This window comes from Nonomuraea sp. NPDC049625, assembly GCF_040675285.1.
Taxonomy (GTDB): Bacteria; Actinomycetota; Actinomycetes; order Streptosporangiales; family Streptosporangiaceae; genus Nonomuraea; species Nonomuraea angiospora_A.
In genome coordinates, this window is the sequence record NZ_JBFAOQ010000001.1 from 242935 (window position 1) to 266783 (window position 23849).

At 69.2% G+C, this 23849-nt stretch carries 23 protein-coding genes; 15 read left to right on the plus strand and 8 right to left on the minus strand.

Annotated elements, in window-relative coordinates:
- Positions 1-6: 6 nt before the first annotated feature.
- Entirely contained in the window at positions 7-375 is a 369-nt protein-coding gene (locus AB0J87_RS01280) for a BlaI/MecI/CopY family transcriptional regulator (protein ID WP_363962150.1), read from the plus strand.
- On the opposite strand, the gene serC is transcribed toward AB0J87_RS01280, so the two are convergent.
- A complete protein-coding gene (gene serC / locus AB0J87_RS01285; protein ID WP_350733354.1) occupies positions 354-1463 on the minus strand; it encodes a phosphoserine transaminase in 1110 nt (369 codons plus the stop codon). The two genes, AB0J87_RS01280 and serC, sit on opposite strands and share 22 nt — an antisense overlap.
- Positions 1464-1600: 137 nt before the next feature.
- Complete coding sequence (locus tag AB0J87_RS01290; RefSeq protein WP_350733356.1) at positions 1601-2707, minus strand: citrate synthase 2; 1107 nt, start codon at positions 2705-2707, stop codon at positions 1601-1603.
- Between the two features lie 256 nt (positions 2708-2963).
- Between AB0J87_RS01290 and pdxH the strand changes: the two genes are divergently transcribed.
- Together pdxH and AB0J87_RS01300 are read left to right on the plus strand one after the other, a co-directional pair.
- Entirely contained in the window at positions 2964-3617 is a 654-nt protein-coding gene (pdxH, locus tag AB0J87_RS01295; RefSeq protein ID WP_363962151.1) for a pyridoxamine 5'-phosphate oxidase, read from the plus strand.
- A gap of 10 nt (positions 3618-3627) precedes the next feature.
- The gene (locus tag AB0J87_RS01300) at positions 3628-4863 is read left to right on the plus strand and encodes an MFS transporter (protein ID WP_363962152.1); all 1236 of its coding nucleotides are present in this window, start codon (positions 3628-3630) and stop codon (positions 4861-4863) included.
- Between the two features lie 10 nt (positions 4864-4873).
- Here the strand turns inward: AB0J87_RS01300 and AB0J87_RS01305 are convergent, their stop codons facing one another.
- The gene (locus AB0J87_RS01305; protein ID WP_363962153.1) at positions 4874-5491 is read right to left on the minus strand and encodes a UdgX family uracil-DNA binding protein; all 618 of its coding nucleotides are present in this window, start codon (positions 5489-5491) and stop codon (positions 4874-4876) included.
- Between the two features lie 102 nt (positions 5492-5593).
- Here AB0J87_RS01305 and AB0J87_RS01310 point away from each other — a divergent pair, with 102 nt between their 5' ends.
- The 5 genes from AB0J87_RS01310 (at position 5594) to AB0J87_RS01330 (ending at position 12854) form a co-directional block, all read left to right on the plus strand.
- Entirely contained in the window at positions 5594-6298 is a 705-nt protein-coding gene (locus AB0J87_RS01310) for a metal-dependent transcriptional regulator (RefSeq protein ID WP_185070520.1), read from the plus strand.
- A gap of 123 nt (positions 6299-6421) precedes the next feature.
- Complete coding sequence (locus AB0J87_RS01315) at positions 6422-8644, plus strand: SpoIIE family protein phosphatase (RefSeq protein WP_363962154.1); 2223 nt, start codon at positions 6422-6424, stop codon at positions 8642-8644.
- Positions 8645-8660: 16 nt separating this feature from the next.
- The gene (locus AB0J87_RS01320) at positions 8661-9440 is read left to right on the plus strand and encodes an alpha/beta fold hydrolase (protein ID WP_363962155.1); all 780 of its coding nucleotides are present in this window, start codon (positions 8661-8663) and stop codon (positions 9438-9440) included.
- 101 nt (positions 9441-9541) lie between these two features.
- Complete coding sequence (locus tag AB0J87_RS01325) at positions 9542-11416, plus strand: hypothetical protein (protein WP_363962156.1); 1875 nt, start codon at positions 9542-9544, stop codon at positions 11414-11416.
- Positions 11400-12854: a hypothetical protein gene (locus AB0J87_RS01330; protein ID WP_363962157.1), complete on the plus strand. Its 1455-nt coding sequence runs from the start codon at positions 11400-11402 to the stop codon at positions 12852-12854. The genes AB0J87_RS01325 and AB0J87_RS01330 overlap by 17 nt, the downstream gene beginning before the upstream one ends.
- Here AB0J87_RS01330 and AB0J87_RS01335 read toward each other — a convergent pair.
- Positions 12848-13222: a MarR family transcriptional regulator gene (locus AB0J87_RS01335; protein ID WP_363962158.1), complete on the minus strand. Its 375-nt coding sequence runs from the start codon at positions 13220-13222 to the stop codon at positions 12848-12850. The genes AB0J87_RS01330 and AB0J87_RS01335 overlap by 7 nt on opposite strands.
- 20 nt (positions 13223-13242) lie before the next feature.
- On the opposite strand from AB0J87_RS01335, the gene AB0J87_RS01340 reads away from it, so the two are divergent.
- Positions 13243-13671 (plus strand): MarR family winged helix-turn-helix transcriptional regulator, encoded by a 429-nt coding sequence (locus AB0J87_RS01340; RefSeq protein ID WP_363962159.1) that lies wholly within the window; start codon positions 13243-13245, stop codon positions 13669-13671.
- On the opposite strand, the gene AB0J87_RS01345 is transcribed toward AB0J87_RS01340, so the two are convergent.
- Together AB0J87_RS01345 and AB0J87_RS01350 are read right to left on the minus strand one after the other, a co-directional pair.
- A complete protein-coding gene (locus AB0J87_RS01345) occupies positions 13668-13829 on the minus strand; it encodes a hypothetical protein (protein WP_350733373.1) in 162 nt (53 codons plus the stop codon). The two genes, AB0J87_RS01340 and AB0J87_RS01345, sit on opposite strands and share 4 nt — an antisense overlap.
- A gap of 48 nt (positions 13830-13877) precedes the next feature.
- Positions 13878-15023, minus strand: a complete 1146-nt coding sequence (locus AB0J87_RS01350; RefSeq protein ID WP_363962160.1) for an acyl-CoA dehydrogenase family protein — start codon at positions 15021-15023, stop codon at positions 13878-13880.
- 248 nt (positions 15024-15271) lie between these two features.
- On the opposite strand from AB0J87_RS01350, the gene AB0J87_RS01355 reads away from it, so the two are divergent.
- The 6 genes from AB0J87_RS01355 to AB0J87_RS01380 all read left to right on the plus strand — a co-directional run bounded on the left by AB0J87_RS01355 (position 15272) and on the right by AB0J87_RS01380 (position 21494).
- Positions 15272-16603, plus strand: coding sequence for a hypothetical protein (locus AB0J87_RS01355; protein ID WP_363962161.1), 1332 nt, complete (start codon positions 15272-15274; stop codon positions 16601-16603).
- A complete protein-coding gene (locus AB0J87_RS01360; protein ID WP_363962162.1) occupies positions 16603-17379 on the plus strand; it encodes a class F sortase in 777 nt (258 codons plus the stop codon). The genes AB0J87_RS01355 and AB0J87_RS01360 overlap by 1 nt, the downstream gene beginning before the upstream one ends.
- 175 nt (positions 17380-17554) lie before the next feature.
- Positions 17555-18820, plus strand: a complete 1266-nt coding sequence (locus tag AB0J87_RS01365; protein ID WP_363962163.1) for a hypothetical protein — start codon at positions 17555-17557, stop codon at positions 18818-18820.
- A gap of 5 nt (positions 18821-18825) precedes the next feature.
- Positions 18826-19599: a class F sortase gene (locus AB0J87_RS01370; RefSeq protein ID WP_363962164.1), complete on the plus strand. Its 774-nt coding sequence runs from the start codon at positions 18826-18828 to the stop codon at positions 19597-19599.
- 27 nt (positions 19600-19626) lie between these two features.
- Complete coding sequence (locus AB0J87_RS01375) at positions 19627-20286, plus strand: hypothetical protein (RefSeq protein WP_363962165.1); 660 nt, start codon at positions 19627-19629, stop codon at positions 20284-20286.
- Positions 20287-20348: 62 nt separating this feature from the next.
- Positions 20349-21494, plus strand: a complete 1146-nt coding sequence (locus tag AB0J87_RS01380; protein ID WP_357725541.1) for an acetyl-CoA C-acetyltransferase — start codon at positions 20349-20351, stop codon at positions 21492-21494.
- Between the two features lie 370 nt (positions 21495-21864).
- Here the strand turns inward: AB0J87_RS01380 and AB0J87_RS01385 are convergent, their stop codons facing one another.
- Together AB0J87_RS01385 and AB0J87_RS01390 are read right to left on the minus strand one after the other, a co-directional pair.
- Positions 21865-23259: a serine hydrolase domain-containing protein gene (locus tag AB0J87_RS01385; RefSeq protein ID WP_363962166.1), complete on the minus strand. Its 1395-nt coding sequence runs from the start codon at positions 23257-23259 to the stop codon at positions 21865-21867.
- A gap of 70 nt (positions 23260-23329) precedes the next feature.
- Positions 23330-23785, minus strand: a complete 456-nt coding sequence (locus tag AB0J87_RS01390) for an Lrp/AsnC family transcriptional regulator (RefSeq protein WP_185070549.1) — start codon at positions 23783-23785, stop codon at positions 23330-23332.
- Positions 23786-23849: the final 64 nt, after the last annotated feature.

Genomic DNA, 23849 nt, shown 5'->3' on the forward strand with positions numbered 1-23849 from the left:
GGTCAGTTGGCGAGCCTGGGGTCCCTGGAACGCGCGATCATGGACGTGCTGTGGGATGCCCGGAAACCGATGCGCGTCAGGGAGCTGCTGGTCAGGCTCAACGAGGAGCGCGAACTGGCGTACACGACGGTGCAGACCGTGGCCGAGCGGCTGGTGAAGAAGGGGCTGCTCGAACGTACGCCCTACCGCAACGCGTTCCGCTACGCCGCGGTCAAGTCGAGGGACGAGCACGTCACCGACCTCATGCTCGAAGCGCTCTCGGCCGGCGGCGACAGGTTGCCGGTGCTGGCCAGGTTCGCGCAGAGAGTCGAGGAGGAGGACGCGCTCGCCCTCATGGAAGAGCTGTCACGCCGTCAGAGGCGCTCGACCACGTAGTCGACGCAGACCGTCAGCGCCTCGATGTCGGCCGGGTCGATCGCCGGGAACATCGCGACGCGCAGCTGGTTGCGGCCCAGCTTGCGGTACGGCTCGGTGTCGACGATGCCGTTGGCGCGCAGCACCTTGGCCACGGCGGCGGCGTCGACGGAGTCGGCGAAGTCGATCGTGCCGACGACCTGGGAGCGGAACTCCGGAGCGGCGAACGGCGTGGCGTACGCCGACTTCTCCGCCCAGGTGTAGAGGCGCTGGCTGGACTCGCCCGTGCGGGCGGTGGTCCAGGCCAGGCCGCCGTTGGAGTTCATCCAGTCGAGCTGGTCGGCCAGCAGGAACAGCGTGGCCACGGCCGGCGTGTTGTAGGTCTGGTCCTTCGAGGAGTTGTCGATCGCGACCGGCAGGCTGAAGAACTCCGGCACGTAACGGCCGGTCGCGGCGATCTCCTCGACCCTGGCCAGCGCCCGCGGCGACATGATCGCGATCCACAGGCCGCCGTCGGAGGCGAAGCTCTTCTGCGGAGCGAAGTAGTAGACGTCGGTCTCGGCGATGTCGACGGGCAGGCCGCCGGCGCCGGAGGTGGCGTCCACGAGCACCAGCGAGTCGTCGGAGCCCACGCGCTTGATGGGCATGGCGACGCCGGTCGAGGTCTCGTTGTGGGTGAGCGCGTAGACGTCCACGCCCTCCTCGGCCACGGCCGTCGGGTAGGTGCCGACCTCGGACTTGATGACGCTCGGCTCGCCCAGCCACGGGGCCTTCTTGGCCACCGTCGCGAACTTCGAGGAGAACTCGCCGAACGACAGGTGCTGCGACCTGTCGCGGATCAGCCCGAAGGCGGCGATGTCCCAGAACGCCGTGGTGCCGCCGTTGCCCAGCACGACCTGGTAGCCCTCGGGCAGCGAGAACAGGTCGGCGAGCCCGGAGCGTACGCGGCCGACCAGGTTCTTGACCGGCTTCTGGCGGTGGGAGGTGCCCATGAGGCTCGCGCCGGAGGCGGCGAGCGCGGCCAGTTGCTCGGTGCGTACCTTCGAGGGCCCGCAGCCGAAGCGGCCGTCGGCGGGCTTGATGTCAGCGGGAATCACGATGTCAGCCACTTGACCAGGGTACTGATCCCGCGGGGCTGGCAAGGGACCGGGGCGGAATCTGAGAAGAAGCCCACACCCAAAACTGACGAAAAGGCCCCGGTCGCCGCCGAACTCGTGGTGAGGCGGACGTGCCGGGGCCGATCCTGTCAGTTCTTGCCGGTGACCTCGGCGGCGCCGGGGACGTCGCTCAGGGGACGCGAGGCGGGGCCGACGTAGTTGGCGCTCGGGCGCACGAGGCGGCCCGTGAGCTTCTGCTCCAGGACGTGCGCGGCCCAGCCGGCCGTGCGCGCGCAGGTGAACATCGAGGTGAACATGTGGGAGGGCACCTCGGCGAAGTCCAGCACCACGGCCGCCCAGTACTCGACGTTGGTGGCCAGCACCCGGTCGGGCTTGCGGGCGTGCAACTCGTCCAGCGCGGCCTGCTCCAGCGCCGCGGCGACCTCGTAGCGGGGGGCGTCGAGCTCCTTGGCGGTGCGGCGGAGCACGCGGGCGCGGGGGTCCTCGGCGCGGTAGACGCGGTGCCCGAAGCCCATGAGCCGGTTGCCCTTGTCGAGCTCGCTCTGGACGTACTTCTTGGCGTCGCCGAGCTGCTCGACGCCCTCGATCATGTGCAGGACGCGGGCCGGGGCGCCGCCGTGCAGCGGGCCCGACATGGCGCCGACGGCGCCGGAGAGCGCTGCCGCCACGTCGGCCCCGGTGGAGGCGATGACGCGGGCGGTGAACGTGGAGGCGTTCATGCCGTGCTCGGCGGCGGAGGTCCAGTAAGCGTCGATGGCCTTGACATGCTTGGGATCAGGCTCACCGCGCCAGCGGATCATGAAACGTTCGACGATGGTCTCGGCCTCGTCGACCCGGCTCTGCGGCACCATCGGCAGGCCGAGGCCGCGCGCGGACTGCGCGACGAAGGAGAGGGCCATGACGGAGGCGCGGGCGAGCTGGTCGCGGGCCTCCTCGTCGGTGATGTCGAGCAGGGGCTTGAAGCCGTAGGCCGGAGCCAGCATGGCCAGGGCGCTCTGCACGTCTACGCGGATGTCACCGGAGTGGACAGGGATGGGGTACGGCTCCGCCGGGGGCAGGCCCGGCTGGAACTTGTTGTCGACCAGCAGGCCCCAAACGGCCCCGAACGGGACGCGGCCGACCAGCTCCTCAATGTCGACGCCCCGGTATCGAAGGGCGCCCCCTTCTTTGTCCGGTTCCGCGATCTCGGTCTCGAAAGCTACGACGCCTTCGAGCCCGGGTTTGAAGTCGGACATACTCGGCCGCCTCCCTTTCCCTTGCCATGTTTGGGCAATGCTGTGCCAATAGTCGGGGCCGCTTCGGGGGGTCGTTGGCATCGTTGCCCTCGTTCTCGCCCCCGAGCTTCTCCGCTCTGTTGATGTCGAGATACCGGCGGGTCAATTTAACCCCTTCCCAGGTCGTGCTCGGTCTCGGGACCCGCCGTAAGGCCAAACCCGCTGGTGAGGGGGGTTGCATGGGATCTACCACGCAAGCGCGCAAGAATACCGTCTCGTGGATGCCACCCCGCGCCCGCCCGTGCTGGCGGGGCTTCGCCGAACGTACGAGGGCCGGCCGCTGCTCGAATCCGACCTCGCGTCCGACCCCATGGAGCAATTCACCTTCTGGCTCCAGGACGCGCTCGAGTCCGGCCTGCCTGAACCCAATGCCATGGTCCTGGCCACCGCCTCGTCCGGCGGCCGCCCGAGCGCCAGGACGGTCCTGCTGAAGGGCTACGACGAACGCGGTTTCGTCTTCTACACCAACTACGAGTCGCGCAAGGGCCGCGACCTGGGCGAGAACCCCCGAGCGTCACTGCTGTTCCCCTGGCATCCGATCCGCCGCCAGGTACGCATCGAGGGCACTGTGACGCGGATCTCCCACGAGGAGTCGGCCGAGTACTACAACTCGCGCCCGTACGGCTCGCGCATCGGCGCCTGGGCGTCGCGGCAGTCGGCCGTCGTACGGTCCAGGGAGGAGCTGGACGAGCGCTACACGGAGCTGGCCGAACGCTGGCCGGAGAGTCCGCCGGTGCCCGACTTCTGGGGAGGTTTCCGGGTCTACCCGATCGAGATGGAGTTCTGGCAGGGACAGCTCGACCGGATGCACGACAGGCTCCGTTATCGGCGGACACGACCCGGTTGGGTCCTGGAAAGACTGGCACCTTAGTGTTCATGGAGTGGCGATCGCGGAGCTGGTCAAGCGTCATCTGGTAGACACCCGGCCACTCGGCGCGCCCGAGTACCGGCGGCTCTGGCTCGGCCAGGCCGTCTCGCACGTCGGCGTCGGGGCGACCGTCGTGGCCGTCGGCCAGCAGGTCTGGGAGCTCACCCACTCCTCGTTCTACGTGGGGCTGCTGGGGATGGCCAACCTGATCCCGCTGGTCGTCTTCGGCCTGTGGGGAGGGGCGGTCGCCGACGCCGTGGACCGGCGCAAGCTGCTCATCGTCGGCTCGCTCATCGCGTGGACGGCGACGCTCCTCATCCTCGGGCAGGCGCTGCTCGGCATGAGGAACGTCTACCTGATCTTCGCCGCGGTCGCCCTGAACGCCACCGGTTTCGCGATCACCAGCCCGACCAGGGGCGCGATCATCCCCAGGATCCTGGAGAAGGAGCTGGTGCCCGCCGCGAACGCGCTCAACTCGCTCGTCTTCAGCATCGGCGCGGTCGCGGGTCCGATGATCGGCGCGGTCGTGCTTGCCTCCGGCGGGTTCGCGGCGGCGTACGCGATGGACGCCCTGCTCTTCACCGCGAGCCTCTACGCGGCCCTCAGGCTGCCCTCACTGCCCCCATTGGGCGAAGTGCGACGTCCGGGTGCCGGGGCGGTGCTGGAGGGCCTCAGCTTCATCGTCAGGAGCCCGGTGCTGCTGATGTCGTTCGTCGTGGACATCATCGCGATGGTGTTCGCCCTGCCGCGCGCGCTCTTCCCCGAGCTGACCGCCGACAGGTTCGGCGGCTCGATGTACGCGCTCGGCTGGATGAGCTCCGCCATGGCCATCGGCTCGGTGGCCGGGGCGCTGTTCTCCGGCTGGGTGGGGCGGGTCTCGCGGCAGGGGGTCGCGCTCGTCGTCGTGATCGCCGTCTGGGGCCTGGCCGTGGCCGCCGCGGGACTGGCGAGCGAGCTCTGGCTGGTGGTGGCGTTCATGGCCGTGGGCGGGGTGGCGGACGTGATCTCGTCGGTCTGGCGGCAGTCCATCCTGCAGCTGTACGCGCCCGACGAGATGCGGGGGCGGCTGCAGGGGGCGTTCATGGTGGTCGTGGCGGGCGGGCCGCGTCTGGGCGACCTGCGGGCCGGTGCGACGGCGACGGAGCTGGGGGTCAGCGGGGCCTGGGTGGGCGGCGGCATCGCCTGTGCCGTCACGGTGCTGCTCGTCGGCCTGTCCGCGCCCGCCTTCCGCAATTACCGGGCTCGATAAAGGTCAGAGGTCAGACGACCTGGGCGGCCACCTTCAGGTCGGCCAGGAAGCCCGCGTACGCCTGGTCCCTGTCGGGCGCGCGCAGCACGGCGGACGGGTGCACCGTGGCCACGGCCAGCGCGTCGCCGAGCGGCACCGGCTCGCCCCGGTGGTGCGTCACGCGGAACTCCCGCCCGAGCAGCGCCCTGGCCGCCGTCGCCCCGAGCACCACGATCACCTCCGGTCGCACGAGGGCCAGCTCCGCGTCGAGCCACGGATGGCAGGCGTCGATCTCGCCGGCCGTCGGCCTCTGGTGGATCCGCCGCTTTCCGCGAAGGGTGAAGGAGAAATGCTTGACGGCGTTGGTGACGTAAACGTCCTCGCGCTCGATTCCGGCCTCTTCCAGTCCCTTGTCCAGAATGCGCCCGGCCGGGCCCACGAACGGGTGTCCCTGCCGGTCCTCCTGATCTCCTGGCTCCTCGCCCACGAGCATGAACCGGGCCCGCTGCGGACCCTCGCCGAAAACGGTCTGGGTGGCGTGCAGGTAGAGCCCGCAGCCCTGGCAGCAGGCCGCCGCGCGCCGCAGCGAGTCGAGATCGAGCTGGTCGGGAAGGAACTCGGCCGCTCCTTTGTTTCCGTCCTTAACCATCGTCGGTCGTTCTCCCAATAGGGTTCGTGTGACTTCTGTGCCCGCTGCGGACGGGCCCAGTCCCCGCCACGACCGGCGTAATATTTGATTGGGAGGACTGCCTTGACCGCACACGGCCTGATCGACACGACCGAGATGTACCTCCGCACGATTTACGAGCTCGAGGAGGAGGGCATCGTCCCTCTTCGCGCCCGCATCGCGGAGCGGCTGCAGCAGAGCGGCCCCACCGTGAGCCAGACCGTCGCCCGCATGGAGCGTGACGGCCTCGTCCGCGTCGAGGGCGACCGCCACCTGTCCATGACCGATCTGGGCCGCACGCTGGCCACGCGGGTCATGCGCAAGCACCGGCTGGCTGAGTGCCTGCTCACCCAGGTGATCGGCCTTCCCTGGGAAGAGGTGCACATCGAGGCGTGCCGCTGGGAGCACGTCATGTCGGAGTCGGTCGAGGCCCGCCTGGTGACCCTGCTCGACAACCCCACCGTCTGCCCGCACGGAAACCCCATCCCCGGGCTCGCGGAGCTGGGCGCCAAGGAGCCCCCCGAGGGCGGCGCCGGGGTGCTGACATCGATGTCAGACCTGGCGGGTCCGAGGGACACGCCGGTCGTCGTGCGTCGAATTAGCGAACAAGTGCAAAGCGATCCTGCTGTGATGCTTAAACTCAAGCAAGTTGGGATACAACCCGGACGCGAGGTGACGCTCGCGGCGAGCGACGACGGTGTGCGGGTGACAGGTGACGGTGACGCGAACGACACTCCCGCGGAGCTTCCGCGCGATGTCGCCGCGCACGTTTTTGTCTCCAAGCGCTGACGCGCGCGCAGCGGCTTGGTTGAATCCCTCCTGGGAGGCCCTCCACTCTCCCCTGGCCAAGACTGTTGCAGGAGCGCCCGTGGTCCACTTTGCGTGCATGCCACCCCAAGGAGTGGTCTCCGGATGAATCGATGGGGGGATCTGTCACAGGAAACGGCTGATCACCTGGGTGCCGGATCTGTGCTCGATCACGCTGAGATGGCGGTGATCGTCACCGACCGTTTCAGCAATCTCCTCTATTGGAACCCCTTCGCCGAGAAGCTCTTCGGCCGTCAGGGCAAGTCGCCTTCACGTGACGCGTCCGTCCTGTCCCTCGGGATCATGGAGAAGGACCACCCGCTGGCGGTCGAGCTGGCCAAGCACGTGCTCAAGGGCGGCGTGTGGGAGGGCACGTTCGACGTCAGGCGCGGCGACGGGACCATCGTCTACGTACGCGCCCAGGCCGTGCCGCTGCGCCACACCTCGGGCTCGGTGACGGGCATCGTCATCATGGCCCGCGAGGCGCTGCGCAGCAACGAGCGGGAGAAGGACCGCTTCGGCCTGCTGGAGCGCATCGGCGAGCGGCTGGCGGGCTCGCTCTACGTCGAGGAGACGCTCAAGCGGGTCGCCGAGATGCTGGTGCCCCAGTTCGCCGACCACTGCTTCATCGAGCTGATGGAGGGCGACCGGCTCGTCCGCCGGGTCTCCCAGCACGTCCAGGGATGGACGCCGCCGTCGGGCACCTGGAAGCCGCTGGGCGCGGAGATCCGCTACCCCTCCGGCCACTACGCCGACACGGCGCTGCGCCGCCAGGAGACGATCCTGGTCGAGAGCTTCGCCACCAGCAGCTACCCGGCCACCAGCGAGGGCAGCGCCCGCCTGTGCGGCGAGATCGGCATGACCTCCGCCATCGTCGCCCCCCTGCTGGTGCGCGGCGAGACGCTCGGGCTGATGTATCTGGGCCTGTCCAACCTCACCGACCGGCGCAGCCCCCACTACGACGCCTTCGACCGCGACTTCGTCGGCGCCATCGCCACCCGGGTCGCGCTCGCCATCGACAACGCGCTGCTGTTCGAGGAGGAGCGCCACACGGCGGAGTCGTTCCAGAAATACCTGCTGCCCCGGGCGCTGCCGCAGCTCGACGGCCTGCAGATCGCGGTGCGCTACTACCCGGCGGCCCCGCTCGCCTCCCACGGCCAGGGCATCCAGACCCAGGTCGGCGGCGACTGGTACGACGTGATCCCGCTGTCGGCGGGCCGGGTCGGCATCGTGATCGGCGACGTCGAGGGCCGGGGCGCCAAGGCGGCGGCCATCATGGGCCAGCTCAGGGCCGCGCTGCGCGCCTTCGCTCAGGACGACAAGTCGCCGGCCGACATCCTGGCCAGGCTCGACGAGTGGACCCGCATCATCGCCACGCCCGAGCACGACGACAACGGCGCCGAGGTCAGCATCCCGCCCATCGTGACCTGCCAGTATCTGGTCTACGACGCCTGGTCGCGCCAGCTGTCCTTCGCCAACGCGGGCCACGCGCCGCCGCTGCTGCTGGTCGACGGCCAGTGCGTGGAGCTCGACATCGAGGAGGTCGGCCAGCCGCTCGGCGTCCACGCCAAGGGCCTGCACGCCGACCTGGTCTACAAGGAGGAGACGCGCACGCTGCCGCCGGGCGCGGCGCTGCTGCTCTACACCGACGGCCTGGTCGACCGCCGCCCGGGCCGCGACGGCCAGGTGCCGAGCGAGGAAGAGACGCTCGGCGTGCTCTGCGAGAAGCTCGCCAAGATGTCCGGCGCCGAGGTCGAGCGCATCGCCGACACCGCCACGGTGGCCGTGCCCGGCGAGATCGACGACGACATGGCGATCCTGGTCGTCCGCTCCAGCGACGTCGACCTCGACGTCGAGGAGCGCACGTTCCCCGCCCAGCCGATCATGGTGGGCGAGGCGCGCCGCATGGCGTCGGAGGCGTTCTCGAGCTGGAACGTGCCCGAGGAGCGGGCCGAGCTGGCCTGCCTGCTCGTCTCCGAGGTCGTGACCAACGTCGTGCTGCACGCCGCCACCGCCACCGTGCCCCGCAGGGAGCTGGTCGTGGAGGGGCCGCCGCTGCCGTTCGACGAGTCCTGGGACGTGCCGGGCTTCGAGGACGAAGTGGTCGGCGACAAGGAGTTCACGCTGAGGCTGCGCAGGGGCGAGGAGTCGGTCTGGGTCGAGGTCTTCGACCAGGACCTGCGCCTGCCGCGCATCCGGAGCGCGGGGGAGAACGACGAGGGCGGGCGCGGCCTCTACCTCGTCGACCAGCTGGCCAGGCGCTGGGGATCGCGTCCTACCAGGGAAGGCAAAGCCGTCTGGTTCGAGATTCCCACTCGCGGGAGATGAGTGATTAGCTGGCCGTATGGAGCTGGCCTTCGAACGACGGGGCACCGGCGCGCCGCTGATCCTCATCCACGGGATCGGCCATCACTGGCAGGCATGGTTGCCGGTGCTGGACCGCCTGGCGGCCGCGCGTACGGTGATCGCGCTCGACCTGCCCGGCTTCGGCAGATCCCCGGGCCTGCCCGAGGGTGTCACCTACACCGCGGAGTCGCTGGCCGACGCGGTCGAGTCGTTCTGCGCGGTGCTCGGCGTGCGCGAGCCGCACGTGGCGGGCAACTCGCTCGGCGGCTACATCGCGCTGGAGCTGGCCTCGCGCGGCGTCGTACGCACGGCCACCGCGCTGTCGCCGGCCGGCTTCTGGTCCCGGCCCGAGCTGCTCTACTGCCAGTCCGCGCTGCGCGCCCTGCGCGCCTCGGCCCGGTCGATCCCCGCGAGGCATACCGCCAAGGTGGCCGAGAACCCGCTGCTGCGGGCCGTCTCGACCGGGATCCTGGTCGCCCACCCCGCCAGGCTCTCCGCCACCGCGCACGTCGCGGCCATGCAGGCGCTGGCCTGGGCGAGCGGCTTCGACGAGACGCTGGAGTCGTTCGCCGGCCTGATGCCGCCCGCCCCGCCGAAGTCGCCCATCACGATCGCGTGGGGCGAGCACGACCGGCTCCTGCTGCGCCGCCAGGCCGTGCGCGCGGCCCGCTGGTCGGGGCAGCGGGTCAAGCTGTTGAAAGGGTGCGGTCACGTGCCCATGAGCGACGACCCCGACCTCGTCGCCCGCGTCATTCTGGAATCCAGCGCCATTTCGTAATTTCTCTGACCCCCGCCAAAGGGATGGGATAGGTTTCCCGGTATCGAGCGCTCAAGAGGGAGCGGTGGTCGATTTCCCGGTATGGCCATATGGCGGAATTCATGGCGGACGACTCCTGGTACCCGTTGTTGCGAGGGTGCCTCCAGAAAACTCATCCTCCCGGGCAGCACGAGCTGCCCGTCATTTTTCTGCTCGGACTGGCGGGCACCGGGAAGAGCGCGACCCTCACGCAGATCTCGCACAGCGTGCGGAAACCGCCCTCTCCGGCGGTCAACCTGGCGCTCCACCCGGCGCACGGCAGCACCGTCGCCGACGTGATCCAGCGGATCGCCTATGACCTGGCGGCGCTCGACAAGGTGCGGCTGCCCCGTACGGTTTTCACGCTGGTGGTGCTCGGTCTCGATCCGAAATTGCCGCGTTCGCAACTCGAAGATCAGCTGCAGCTACGTCTTCAGCGCAAGGCGCGCATTGATCCCAATGACGCGGCGCAGTGGCGAGATATCGCCTCCTTATTGCCGAACATTGGCATTTGGCTGAAATTTCTGGTTTATGTCACGGAGCTGCTGGGGCGCCATCTGGACGCCGCCGATCGGGTTCACCGCGTGGCCAGGGCGTGGCTCTCGGAACGGCTCGGCGGTGACGTCCTGAATCTCGTACAGGAGCAGCAGATCGGCGGGGAGCGGGCGGAGGGCGCGCGGGGGATCCTCGTCGAGGCGTTCCTCGAGGACCTCGCCCAGGCGTGGGCGAAGCCGCGCCACGCGCGCAACTGCCTCCTGCTGCTGGACGACGCCGACAGCCCGGCGGGCTGTGCCTTCCTGCAGGCGCTGGTCGCCGCCAGGGACAGGCGCTCCAGAGCCGGCGCGAGCGCGGACCCCCTGGTGGTCGTGGCCGCGTCGAGGACCTGGCCGAAGGGGATGACGGGCTGGGCGTGCCCGGGAACGCCGGAGGCCCGCCGGCCGCCGCGGCTCGCCGCGGCCACGTACGAGGACTGGGTGGAGCGGCGCGGCGACGGGGAACAGCGCTGGTGGTATCCCGCGCTCATGCCCGGCCTCCCGGCCGGCGGGACCGCGGCGGTTCACGAGCGCGCCGTCCACGAGCTGACCGGGGGCTACCCGTACGCCGCCCGCGAACTGGGCGATCTGCTCGGGAAGGCCGAGGACGACGACGAGTTCCGCGCCATCCTGCACGAAAAGGACGCCCTGCGCCGGCTGATGCCCGACCACCTGCCCCGGCGTGACCTGCTCATGGCCTGGTCGGCGGCCAGGAACGTGGACGACGCCGAGAACGCGCTGCTCGACGGGGCGAGCACCGCCTCGCACCTCCGCCGCGAGCTGGCCGAGCGGCTGTGGCTCACCACGCAGAGCGCCGCGGAGAGCCGAGGAGGCGGCTGGGAGCGCTCCAGCTCCGGCGGTGAGGAGATCACCGTCCTCCATCCCTGGCTCAGAAGGCTGCTGCTGCACCACCTCGCCGCGGAGCCGGAGCGCTGGGACCAGGTCCACGAGACGATGGAGAGGTTCTACCGCAGGCAGGAGGTGGCCGACGACGCCTCGGCCGCCTATCACACGCTGGCCCGGGTGACGGACGGGGACGATCCGCGGCTGGAGGCCGTCGTGGCGTTCCTGAACGAGAGGTTCGGGCAGCTCGACGTGATCGGCCGCCGCGGCAGTCGCCTGCCGGAGTGGGTTCAGCTCTACGAGCAGGTGACCGCGGCCCCCAACCGCCTGCCCCTGGACCGGCCGTTGGCGGCGTTGTACGACTCACTGGCGGTGAGCTCGGCCGACACGGAACGGCGGGACCGGACTTCCATGATCAGGAAGCTGGTGGTGGCCCGGTGGTTCTGGCTCGATCCCGTTCTCGACCCCCCGGGCCGGCGCGCCACGGAGATCGCGCACGAGTTCAGGCAGCTGGCGGGCCTCACGACGACCGGCGGGTCGATCCTCAACCGAGAGGCCGAGAGGTATGAGCGACATCCCTGACAGCCTCCAGATCGGGCCCGCTCCCACCTACGTCAAGCGTCGCCGCCGGCAGTGGACCGTGCGCGTCGCCCTCGTCGCCCTGCTCGTCGCGACAGGCCTCACCTTCGCCTTCCGCGCGCCGTCCAGGCTCACCGACGCGAGCGACGCCTTCGACCCGAGCCTGGTCGGCATCATGGAGCGCATCCACGCGGAGAACGACGACGTGATCTCGAAGCATCCGGGTGAGTACGTCACCATCCTGGTGCTGCTCCCGATGTCGGGCGATGTGACCGAGACGGGGATGGGCCTCGACACCATCCGGCATGCCCTCCAGGGGTCACATCTGGCGCAGTTGTGGCGGAACAGGGAGCAGTCCGCGGCGCCGTACATCAGGCTGCTCGTCGGCAACATCAGCTCGGACGCGTGGGAGGACACGGTCACGGACCTGGAGGGCCGCGTCCAGAACGAACGCATCCTCGCCGTCACCGGGCTCGGGAACAGCGTCGAAGCCACCAAGCGCGTGATCGACCGGCTCAGCAAGGGCAAGATCGCGATGGTGGCGGCCGTGATCACCTCGGACGAGCTGCAGCGTCACGAGGCACTGGTACGGATGGCGCCGCTGAACAGCGACGAGGCGGCGGCTCTCGTGCGCTTCGCCGAGCGGGCCGTTCCCGCGCTCAAGCCGGTCGTCGTCATGGACACCAAATCCGGCGACAGCTACAGCCGGACGCTGGGCGAGGCCTACGACAGGACCCTCGCCCGCGTCGTCGACGCCAAGAGGCGCGGCCGGGCGCTGACGTTCGACTCGACGGTCAACGCCTCCAGCACGGTCATCGGGAACATCGCGGACACGATCTGCGGTTCCGACGCCAACGCCGTCTTCTACGCCGGTCGCGCCCGAGGCCTGCCCGCGCTGTTACGCGGTCTCAGCCTGTCGCGCCCCTGCGTGCAGCGCGACATCAGCGTCTTCGCCGGGGACGACACCAGCGAGCAGGCCCACCTCGTCAAGAGCCCCATCTGGGAGGACAACGGCGGCAAGATCCGGCTGTACTACACCGCCCTGGCCCATTCCGCGAACGTCACCGACCACGGCAGCCGCGTGCTGCCCGCGATCAAGGCGAGGTTCGGGAATGGCGATGAGAAGGGATATGTGCGGCTGTTCCCCACGGAATCGCTCGACGACGGCCACGCGATCATGAACCACGACGCCGTGTACGTCGCGATCAAGGCCATCGACAGGTACGCGAAGGACGATCTGGCGAAGCTCGGGCCGCAGGAGGTGGCGGCCATGCTGCGCAGCGGCACCATCGACGTTCAGGGTGCCAGCGGCGACATCACGATCGACCGCGACGGCAATCCGCTCAGGAGGGAGATCCCCGTCCTGCGGCTCACCCCCTACGGCGCCACCGTCTTCGCCGCGTGGTCGTCCCCCGAGCCGGCGGGGGCCTCGCGTCAGTGATCGAGGTTGGCCGACATGCGGCGGAGCACGTCGACGGTGGCCACGTACTCCTGCGGGCTCACCCCTTCGAGCACCTTCTGCCGGAATCGGCCGACCTTCTCGGAGATCTCCTCGTGCGCGGCCCTGCCCGCGTCGGTGAGCCCGCCGTCCGCCAGCCAGCCCCTGGCGGTGAGCCGCTCCACGGCCTCGTCCACGCCGGTGAACGGCCCGGTGAACGGCCCGGTGAACGGCATGGTGTACGTGCTTTCCTGGGCCGCTTGGTTGAGCACCTGCCACTCCCGGCGGGTGGTGGTCTGGAGTGCCTGCTCCATGGCGTCTTCCAGCAGGTTGTCGAGATGCTTCAGCCAGTGGCCGATGGGCTTGTCCATAGATGTAGGATAACAACAATATGTATGAAGACAAGTATATTGCCGCGGTCGAGCGGGCGATGGTCGCGATCAGGCGGCGGCAGAGCCGGCGGGTGCTGGCGCGGCAGCAGGGCGTCGTGGGGCCGGAGTACGAGGTGCTCGACGTGATCGAGGGCACCGGCGGGTCCGTCACCGTGTCCACGGTCGCGCAGGCGCTCAGCGTCGATCAGCCGAGGGCCAGCCGGCTGGTGGCGGCGGCCGTGGCGGCGGGCCTCGTCAGGCGGGAGGCCGATCAGGCCGACGGGCGCAGGGCGTGGCTGGTGCTGACCGAGGCCGGGCAGGCGGCGCTGGAGCAGGCCCACCGGGCCAGGCAGGCGGCGTTCGCGGCGGTCATGGAGGACTGGCCGGAGGAGGACCGGGCGGAGTTCGCCCGGCTGCTCACCCGCTTCGTCGAGGGGCTGTCCGGTTAGACCTTGGTCTGGCCCCACAAGAGGAGCATGACGATGACGAACACGATCATCACGCCGCCATAGGCCACCGGCCCCAGGCGGATCGCCCGGCGCACACGGTTGAGGCCCCAGGCGAACAGCAACGCCAGGAAAGCCAGGAGGATCAGGCCGCCGTCCATGGTGTCCAGTATGCGGTGCGGACCGCCTTCCCGTGAGGCCGGAAGCGGTCAGAATCCGAAGGACCGGCCGATGATCTCCTTCATGATCTCGGTGGTGCCGCCGTAGATCGTCTGCACCCGGCTGTCGATCCACGCCTTGGCGACCGGGTACTCCATCATGTAGCCGTACCCGCCGTGGAGCTGGAGGCAGCGGTCGATGACCTTGTTCTGCAGCTCGGTGGTCCACCACTTGGCCTTGGCCGCGTCCACCGCGTCGAGTTGCCCGGCGTTGAGCGCCAGGATGCACTTGTCCACGTAGTGGCGGGCGATCTCGGTCTCGGTGGCCAGCTCCGCCAGCACGAACCGGGTGTTCTGGAACGAGCCGATGCTCCGCCCGAAGGCCTGCCGGGTCTTGCAGTACTCGATGGTCTCCTCCAGCACGGCCTCCGCCGCGGCCACCGCCGCCACGGCGATCGACAGGCGCTCCTGCGGGAGGTTGTTCATGAGCTGGAAGAAGCCCTCGCCGTCGCGCGGGCCCAGGCGGTTGGCGACGGGCACGCGTACGTTCTCGAAGAACAGCTCGGCCGTGTCCTGGGCCTTCATCCCGATCTTCTCGAGATTGCGCCCCCGCTCGAACCCCTCCATGCCGCGCTCGACCACGATCAGCGTGGTCCCCCTGGCGCCCGCGTCGGGGTCGGTCTTCGCCACGACGACGACCAGGTCGGCGTTGATCCCGTTCGTGATGAACGTCTTCTGCCCGTTGACCAGGTAGTGGTCCCCCTCGCGGAGGGCCGTGGTCCTGATCCCCTGCAGGTCGCTGCCGGCCCCCGGCTCGCTCATCGCGATCGCGCTGATCAGCTCGCCGCTCGCGAAACCGGGCAGCCACCGCTGCTTCTGCTCGTCGTTCGTCAGATCCACGAGGTACGGCGCCATGACGTCGTTGTGCAACGAGAACCCGAGCCCGGAGGCGCCGTTCCGGAGGATCTCCTCGACGATCACGGCGTTGTAGCGGAAGTCCGTGACCCCGGCCCCGCCGTGCTCCTCGGGCACCGAGAACCCGAACATCCCGAGCTCCCCGGCCTTCTTCCAGACCTCGCGCGGGACGATGCCGTCCTTCTCCCACTGAGCGTGGTGCGGCACGACCTCACGGGCCATGAACTCGCGCACGGTCTCGCGGAAGAGCAGGTGCTCCTCGTCGAAGAGGTCTCGCCGCATTGTGGTCCTCCCGAACAGGGTTCTGTTACTGGCAGGTATACCCCCTTTCCCGGTACGGCGGATACCTGTGGACACGGCTTCATCACAAGTGCTGGACGTTGCCGCGATCGGCATGTGTTGGGGGTGTTTTCGACTCTAAGATCTACCCTCGGTCTATTTGTGACTGATCGGAGTCTCCCGTGAGTCGGTGGCGCAAAGCGTTGATCGCCGGATCGGTCGGATCGGTGGCGGCTTTAGGAATCGTGGTGTTGCCGGGCACACCGGCCGCCGCCGCGCCGGCCGACCTTGTCGTCGAGTACGACTGCGTGGCGTCCGGTGCCAACAGCATCGTCAGGAACGGTCCCGTCCGCCTGAAGACCAACCTCACCTTCGCCACGGACCTGGTCGTCGGAGACCCGCTCAACTTCACCTGGAAGCTCCACTACGCCAACGGCAGCCGGCTGCAGTCGCCCGGCTACTTCCCCGCCGGCGGCCAGGTGCACGGCACCGGAAACGTGCAGCTCACCAGCAGCTGGCAGGGCATCCTGCAGCCCAAGGGCAGCGCCAACCCCGAGAAAGCGCTGCGCCCCGACAGCTTCCTGTCCCTCCCCGAGACCATGAACGACCCCGGCCTGACCGACAAGCCGGGCACCATCACGGTCACACCCAAGGACATCGAGCTGGACTTCACCCCTCCGGACGGCAGCGTGGTGGTCAACGACGGCGACGACGCCGACAACCCCTCCGACATGGGGATCGTCTACAGCAGCGGCTGGATCTCCCTGGACGACCGTCCCGGCTCCGAGAACCACGTGCACAACGACCTGCACCAGACCGACCAGATCGGCGCCTCCGCCGAGCTGACCTTCATCGGGACCGGCGTGGAGTACATCGGGCCGACCGACAAGGACGCGGGCCCGGTCGACATCTACATCGACGGCGAGAAGCGGGCCACGGTCGACCCCTCCCGCTCCGACGACGACGTGCCGGTCAACGACGACATGGACGGCGGCCAGACGCTCTGGACGTCCGCGCCGCTGACGTACGGCCAGCACAAGATCAAGATTGAGAACGCCGCGAACAAGCCGGCCTGGGTGGACGCCTTCCGCGTGACCACCAACACGTCCAAGACCCCCACCGGCTACCACGGCGCGAAGTGCAATCTGGCCAGCTCGCCGGTGTCGGTCGTGGTGACCGTACGGGACAAGTCGGGCCCCACCGGCACGCAGTCGCCGCCCGTCAGCCCCACGAACACCTCCACGAACAGTCCGACGACCAACCCGACCAACCCGACGCCCACCGGGACCCACACCACCCCGAACAACCGGACCACCGACATCGGCCTCGGGCGCGTGATCGTGATCCCCAGCGCCACCGGCACCAGTTCGGCCACGGCCACGCCCAAGGCCACCGGGCCGACCGCGACCAAGTACTACCGGGCGCAGGTCGCCAACACCCCCAAGGGCGGCGTGGACAGCGGTGAGGCGCCGGATCGCGAGGACAGACCGTACGGGCTGATGGCCGCGCTGGTGATCGGCGGCGCGGGCGGCGGATTGCTGCTGCGCCGGCGCAGGGCCGCGCACGCGGGAGGAGCGCTCTGATGACCGAGCAGACACCGATGCAGCGGGCACTGCCCGGATTGCTGATCGCCGGCTCGCTGGGCGGCGTCGGCCTGGTCATGGTGAGCATGCTCTCGCTGTGGCCCACCACCCCCGACGACGCCTCGGGCTCGCTGGCGGCGGCGCAGGACACGCCGACGCAGGCGGAGGTGGCGAACGCGGGCGCGTTCGTGCTCCCGCCCACCGTGGGCCCCGGCGGCAAGGGCATCCCTTTGACCCCGGCCCGCCTGGACGCGCCGCCCCCGCTCCCGGCGGTCCCGGTCGTGTCCCCGATCCCCTCGACCAAGGCCAAGTCCACCCGGTCCAGGCCGACCCGCATCAAGATCCCCAAGATCAAGGTGAACGCGCCCATCGGGGCCGTCACCGTGGACAGCAAGGGCAAGCTCGGCACCCCGCCCCTGACCAAGCCCAACCAGACGGGCTGGTACAAGGGCTCCCCGGTGCCCGGCGAGCTCGGCCCCTCGGTCATCAACGGCCACGTCAGCACCCGCAAGGGCCCCGCCGTCTTCGACCGCCTCCGGGAGCTGGCCAAGGGCGACCAGATCTACGTGTACCGGTCGGACGGCAAGGTCACGCGGTTCACGGTGAGCGGGATCGAGCAGGCGAGCAAGTCGTCGTTCCCGACGTCGCGGGTGTACGGGAACACGACCAACGCTCAGTTGCGGCTCGTCACGTGCGGTGGGGTCTTCAACAAGACGGCGCACAGTTACACGGACAACATCGTCGTATACGCGACGTTGTCCAAGAAGAAGGGCTAGGGTTTTGGCGGTTTACGGGAACTTGACAGGGACAGTTCGTAGGATCTCAACCTAACCGTGACCAACGGCTGGAATTCTGGCACGACTGTTGAAACTTGCCTTGAACGGAGATGGACCCGTGCTTATGTCCCAGGCGTGGCGCCGCCTCGCCCATAAGACGTCGGCCTTGGGGCTCGTGAGCACGCTGGTCCTCTTTGTCGGTTCGGTGTTAGCCCTGTCGTCCCCAGCCCAGGCCGCCGCGGACAAGACGATGGAAGTCACCTACACCTGCGCTACAGGTGGTGTCTTCACGGCGACTGATGTCAAGGTCACGATCGCTGCGCCTGAAACGGTGGAGCCCGGAAAGACGGCTGACGTCAAGTGGACGTTGCCCTCGTTTACCGCCACTTCGCTCGCGGCGAACACGCAGGTCACGATTCAAGGCGACCTCACCATCGGGGGTGGCGGCACGCCCACCGCCTTGCAGAAGATCCACACTGGCACGGTTACTACGGCAGGCACGACTTACACGCCATCGCCCCCAACGATGTCGGCTACGGTGACGGCCCCGAGCAGTGGTGGCCCGATCACGATCTCGCCGGGAACCGTGAGCACCACGAAGGGCCTGAAGCTGACCGCTACCCCGAGCGGTGGGCAGGCGAGCGTCACGGAGTGCATGTATAAGTCCGCTGCGCCCACGAGCCTATCGATTACGGTCCAAACGGGCGGTGGAAGCGGCGGGGGCGATGACATCGTCACCTACGACTGTCGGCTCCCCAGCCAGACCGGTACCGACTATCCCGCCAACGTCCAGATCAAGGTCGGCATGACAACGCCGACTAACGCCACCGCCAATGCGGACGCCTCCATCACTTGGACGGGCGCCATCCAGAACACTGGTGAACCGTTGACGGTCCCCACTGGGTTCCCCAGCAGCAGCAAGATCTTTGTCACCATCAAGGCAAGCGGGGCTGGCGCCCCGACCTCCGCTACTGGGGAAAATGCGCTGAGTAGCGTCATGGTCGGTGATGACATCACGACGCTCCCCAGCGTCATAATCAAGGTCAAGCCCACCACTACGGGCACCGTTTCGCTGACCGCGGGCGACCTGGTGTTCGGCACTGCGTCGTCCGGGACCGGGGCTGCGATCACTTGCAAGGCCCCCACGACCAATCTCAAGGCGTACACCTTCACGGTGGGCTCCTCCACCAGCAGCCCGACGACCTCCTCCACCCCCACCAACACGACTTCCACCCCCAAGCCCACCAAGACCAGCACCGCGACGGTGACGGTCACCCCCTCCAGCAAGAAGTCGAAGACCCCCAAGGCTGGGGCCGACACCGGTGGTGGTGGTGAGGCGGGGCCCGACGGGCGGATGTTCATCCTGACCGGCACCGCGCTGGTGGGTGCCGCGGCCGTCGGCGGGCTCGTCATGCGGCGCCGTAACGCCACCAGGGGCTGACGGGCATGTCGGGGCACTATCCGTACGGCGGCGGCGATGGCGGGCACGTGCCGCCGCCCGCGGACAGGGGGAGCGCGGCGCTCAGGACCGTGCTCATCGGGGCGGCCATCGCCGGTGTCGTCACCGTCGTGGCCGGGCTGCTGATCGTGCTCAATTCCCCCCAGGAGTACGGGCTCGCGAGCAGCAACCGGGAGACCCTGAAGCTGCAGGCGCAGCCGGACGGGAAGTCCACGGGGCAGCCCGAGCAGGCGCTCTTCCAGGCGGCACCCGACGTGCCGCCGCCGCTGCCGCAGATCAACCCCGCGCCCCCGATGATGCCGTCCACGCCCAAGCGGATCGTGATCAAGAGGCTCGGGATCAACGCGCCGATCACGTCCGTCGGGCTGAAGAAGGACGGGACGATCGAGGTGCCTCCGTCCGAGAACCCCAACCTGGCGGGGTGGTACCGGAGCATGTCCACCCCGGGTGAGGCGGGGCCGGCCGTGATCCTCGGGCACAAGGACACCAGGACGCGCCCCGCCGTGTTCAGCAGGCTCCCCGAGCTCAAGAACGGCGACACCATCGAGATCCAGCGCCAGGACAGGACGACCGCGGTGTTCACCGTCGGCGGCATCGAGCAGGCGAGCAAGAAGACGTTCCCGACCCAGCGCGTCTACGGGCCCCAGGAGAACGCTCAGCTTCACCTGATCACCTGCGGTGGGAACTACGATCGCACGATCGGCCACTACGACGACAACGTCATCGTCTACGCGACGATGACGAGCTCTTATCGAAGCTGACAAGCGCGGAGGCGGGCTATGGGCTGGATGGCCAAGCGGAGACTGCGTACCGGCCCGACGGCGGCCCTGCCCGCCAAGCCGGATCCGGCCGAGCTGCTGCGCATCGTGCGGCTCGCCGACCCCGACGCGAAGAAGGACGGCGACGACATCGTGGCCACCGACGTGCGGGTGTACGCGCCCGTGGAGGCCGAGCCGGAGCTGACCGGTGGTGAGCTGGAGAAGGTGTGGGCGGTCAGGGTGGCCGCCGAGGGGCCGCTGCCGCTGAACTTCTTCGACCGCTATCTCGCCGAAGGCCTGGCCTTCCGGCTCAAGGGGCTCGCGGTGTGCCGGGGCGAGGTGACCGACCCCGCCGACGAGGAGGAGAGCGGGCCCGCCGTCATCCTTCCGGCGCGGCCGACCGCCGAGGAGCTGGCGCCGCTGCTGGAGCCGGACGAGGAGGACGAGTTCGCGTTCACGGCCGGTGACATCCGGGCCGTGCTCGTCCCGCAGAAGGGGCAGCCGCCCGCCGTTCAGGAGCTCCTGCCCTTCGCCGTCGAGCTGACCGCGATCGAGCTGCGCGGCGGCGAGCCCGCCAAACTCGGCGCGCTCGCCCTGGAGCTGGCCGAGGCGCTGAACGGGCTGGTCGTGGACCGCTGGCGGTTCCGGGTCGACGCGGCGGAGGACCTGGTCCCGCCCACGCGTGAGTAGAACGTCGTTCTGTTGTAGTCTGCCCCTAGTAACCGAATAATGCTCGGTTTCCAGGAGGCACTGTGGCAGAGGCGTACATCGTCGGGGCCGTTCGCACCCCGGTCGGCAAGAAGAAGGGCGGCCTTTCCACCGTCCACCCCACTGACCTGGCCGCGCACACGCTGAAGGCGCTGATCGACCGCACGGGCGTCGACCCCGCGGCGGTCGAGGACGTCATCATGGGGTGCGTCATGCAGTTCGGCCCCCAGAGCATGGACATCGCGCGGAACGCCTGGCTGTCGGCGGGCCTGCCGGAGACCACCGCCGGCGTCACGATCGACCGGCAGTGCGGCTCCTCGCAGCAGTCGATCCACTTCGCCGCCCAGGGCGTGCTGTCCGGCACCCAGGATCTGGTCGTGGCCGCCGGCGTGGAGTCGATGAGCATCGTGCCGATGGGCTCGTCGATCACGGCCGCGCTGGAGAAGGGCATGCCCTTCCCGTTCGGCGAGAAGTGGGTCGAACGGTACGGCAAGCAGGAGATCTCGCAGTTCCGCGGCGCGGAGCTGATGTGCGAGAAGTGGGGCTACACGCGGGAGACGCTGGAGCGGTTCGCGCTGGAGTCCCACCAGCGCGCCGCCAAGGCCATCGCCAACGGCTACTTCAAGGACCAGATCGCCCCGGTCAACGGCGTCGAGGACGACGAGGGGCCGCGGCCCGACTCGACGCTGGAGAAGATGGCCACGCTCAAGACGCTGAAGGAGGGCGGCCAGATCACCGCCGCCACCTCCTCGCAGATCTCCGACGGCTCCGGCGCGCTGCTGATCGCCTCCGAGCAGGCGGTCAGGGACCACGGCCTGACGCCGCGGGCCCGCATCCACCAGCTCGCCCTCATGGGCGACGACCCGGTCTACATGCTGACCGCGCCCATCCCCGCCACGCGGCGGGCGCTGGAGAAGGCCGGCATGTCGATCGACGACATCGACGTGGTGGAGATCAACGAGGCGTTCGCGCCGGTGCCGCTGGCCTGGACGCACGAGCTAGGCGCCGACCCGGCCAAGGTCAACCCGAACGGCGGCGCCATCGCGCTCGGCCACCCGCTCGGCGGCACGGGCGCGATCCTGATGACCAAGCTCCTGCACGAGCTCGAGCGCACGGGCGGCCGGTACGGGCTGCAGACGATGTGCGAGGGCGGCGGCCAGGCCAACGTCACCATCATCGAGCGCCTCTGAAGGCATGAAGGGTGCGAGCGCCGCCTCCTGGCGTACGGTGGAGGCGGCGCTCGCCTAACTACCATCCTGGTAGTTGTCTCAGCGGCCCTTCGGCGGGATGCGCCGGGGCGGCATGATCGGCCGTTGCGGCATCTTGGGCATCGGCCGCGTCACGGGCAATCCGGGAAGGTTCTTTTTCCTGGATGAACGGACTCGCATAAGGAAGCTCCTTTACACAGACTCACGACGCGGCTCATGGAGGCCGGTCGGCAAGCTCAGCTGCCGCGTCTGGAACGGATGACGGGCGATCTCGCTGCTGAGCAGCGGTGAATCACAGGTAAAGGCGCATGTCCATGACAGTACGGGCCGGCCGTAATCCCGTGCAACCGAATTAACGCCGGGCGGCCATCAGCCGGGCCGTCGCCACCGCCGCGCCCGACAGCGCCGCCACCAGCAGCATGATCGACAGAGGCGCGGCGAAGTAGGTGAGCTGGGCCCACGTCACCGCCCGCCCGTTCATCAGGAACGAGATCAGGTCCGGATACGCCGCCAGCACGGCCACGGGGAGCAGCACGGGCACCAGCCGCCACTCCGCCCACCACTGGGCCCGCCTGCCCGCGCGCCGGGCGGCCCAGCGCCGGGCGCGCAGCACGCCCAGGACGCCGAGGCCGGCCGCGGCCATCGCGAGCACGCCCAGCACCAGCTCGTACAGCTGCCGGTCGCCTCCGGGCACCTCAGGGGCGCGGCCCTCGCTCAGGGCGGTCAGCCCCTCCATGACGGTGTAGGTGTCGTCGGTCAGCGCCGCCCCGTTCGCCATGACGGCGAAGCCGTAGCCGGTCTTGGGGGAGACGGCCTCGACGGCGTTGTACGTGAACAGGTTCCCCGAGTGCACGAGCTGCCCGGTCTCCCGCTCGACGCCCCAGCCCATGCCGTAGTCGCGGATCTTGCTCGGCGTGTGCATGGCGTCCAGGCTCTCCCGCTTGACCAGCGGGCGCCCGTCGCCCGACTGCGCGATCAGCCACTTGCCCATGTCGGCGGCCGTGGTGATGACCCCGCCCGAGCCGCTGTCGTTGAGGAAGCCGGACAGCTCGGCACGCGGGAGCCAGGCGCCGAAGATCGAGTTGTAGCCGTCGGCCGGCCGGACGACCTGGTCGCTGACGGCACTGGACTTCATGCCCAGCGGGCCGAACACCCGCTCCCGCAGGTAGTCGCCGAACCGCTGCCCGGAGGCCACCTCGACCAGCCGCGCGGCCAGGTCGTAGTTGACGTTGCAGTACTCCCAGCGGGTGCCGGGGTCGGCGCGGAGCTCGGAGCCGGACAGCCGGGAGGTGTAGTCGGCCAGCGAGGTGGCGCCTTCCACCGCGGCGATGTCGACCGTCGTGTCCGACAGCCCGGAGGTCTGGTTGAGCAGTTGCCGTACGGTGATCGCCGCCGCGCGCGGGTCCGCCATCCTGAACCCCGGCAGCTGCCCGGCCACCGGCTCGTCCAGCTTGATCCTGCCGCGCTCCACGAGCGTCATCACGGCCATCGCGGTGAACGACTTGCTGACCGAGGCCACGCGCATCGGGGTGTTCGCGGTGACGGGACGCCCCTCGGAGTCGTGGCCGTAGCCGGCCGCGTGCACGACCTCGCCGTTGTGCGTCACGACCACGGACATGCCGGGCAGTCCGGTGGACTCCATGGCCTGGCGCAGGTAGGCGTCGATGGTCTGGGAGGTCGGCTGCGGGGCGGGGGCGAGGGTCAGCGCCGTCGAGAGGCCGATCAGGAGGGACTTCACTGCTATCACGGAGAGAAACCTAGGAAATCGCCCCCGTCCTCCGGATCGGCCGACCGTCCAGTACCACCCCTGACGAAAGTCAGGTCAGGCGCTCCGGGACGGTGTTGTGCACCTGCTGGAAGATCACCGACGTGCGGAAGCCGACGATCTCCTTGCGCTTGCTCAGCCGGTCGAGCAGGAACGAGTGCAGGTGGTCCAGATCCTGCACCGCCACGTGCAGGAGGAAGTCGTCCCCGCCCGCCAGCACGAACACGCTGAGCACCTCCGGCATCGCCGCCGCCGACGACTTGAACGCGTTGATCACCGCCCGGCTCAGCGGCCGTACCTGGACCGAGACCATGGCCTGCACGCTCCGGTTGAGCGCGGCCGGGTCGATCTCGGCGTGGTAGCCGCGGATGACGCCGCGCCGGGTGAGCGACCTGACCCGCTCCAGACAGGTCGAGGGCGCGACGCCGAGCTGCCGGGCCAGCTCCCGGTTGGACTGCCGCGCATCCGTTTGGAGCAGCCGCACGATTTCCGAATCAAGTTCGTCCATGAGTGGATGGTGTCATGTGGTTCCGGCCATTCGTTCGACTGACAGGGGTTAGTGCCGAATGAGT